1 rRNA gene is annotated in these 625 nt (G+C 53.6%); it reads left to right on the forward strand.

Annotation, left to right across the window (positions count from 1 at the left end):
* Positions 1-625 (forward strand): 23S ribosomal RNA (locus tag DW58_RS04260); the annotation flags it as partial.

A 625-nucleotide genomic window follows, 5' to 3' on the forward strand; every position in this document is an offset into this window, starting at 1 on the left:
GAAAGGCCAATCAAACCGGGAGATAGCTGGTTCTCCCCGAAAGCTATTTAGGTAGCGCCTCGTGAATTCATCTTCGGGGGTAGAGCACTGTTTCGGCTAGGGGGCCATCCCGGCTTACCAACCCGATGCAAACTACGAATACCGAAGAATGTTATCACGGGAGACACACGGCGGGTGCTAACGTCCGTCGTGAAGAGGGAAACAACCCAGACCGCCAGCTAAGGTCCCAAAGTCATGGTTAAGTGGGAAACGATGTGGGAAGGCACAGACAGCCAGGATGTTGGCTTAGAAGCAGCCATCATTTAAAGAAAGCGTAATAGCTCACTGGTCGAGTCGGCCTGCGCGGAAGATGTAACGGGGCTAAACCATGCACCGAAGCTGCGGCAGCGACACTATGTGTTGTTGGGTAGGGGAGCGTTCTGTAAGCCGTCGAAGGTGTACTGTGAGGTATGCTGGAGGTATCAGAAGTGCGAATGCTGACATAAGTAACGATAAAGCGGGTGAAAAGCCCGCTCGCCGGAAGACCAAGGGTTCCTGTCCAACGTTAATCGGGGCAGGGTGAGTCGACCCCTAAGGCGAGGCCGAAAGGCGTAGTCGATGGGAAACAGGTTAATATTCCTGTACT

This window comes from Siccibacter turicensis LMG 23730 (assembly GCF_000463155.2).
In the GTDB taxonomy this organism is placed as follows: domain Bacteria; phylum Pseudomonadota; class Gammaproteobacteria; order Enterobacterales; family Enterobacteriaceae; genus Siccibacter; species Siccibacter turicensis.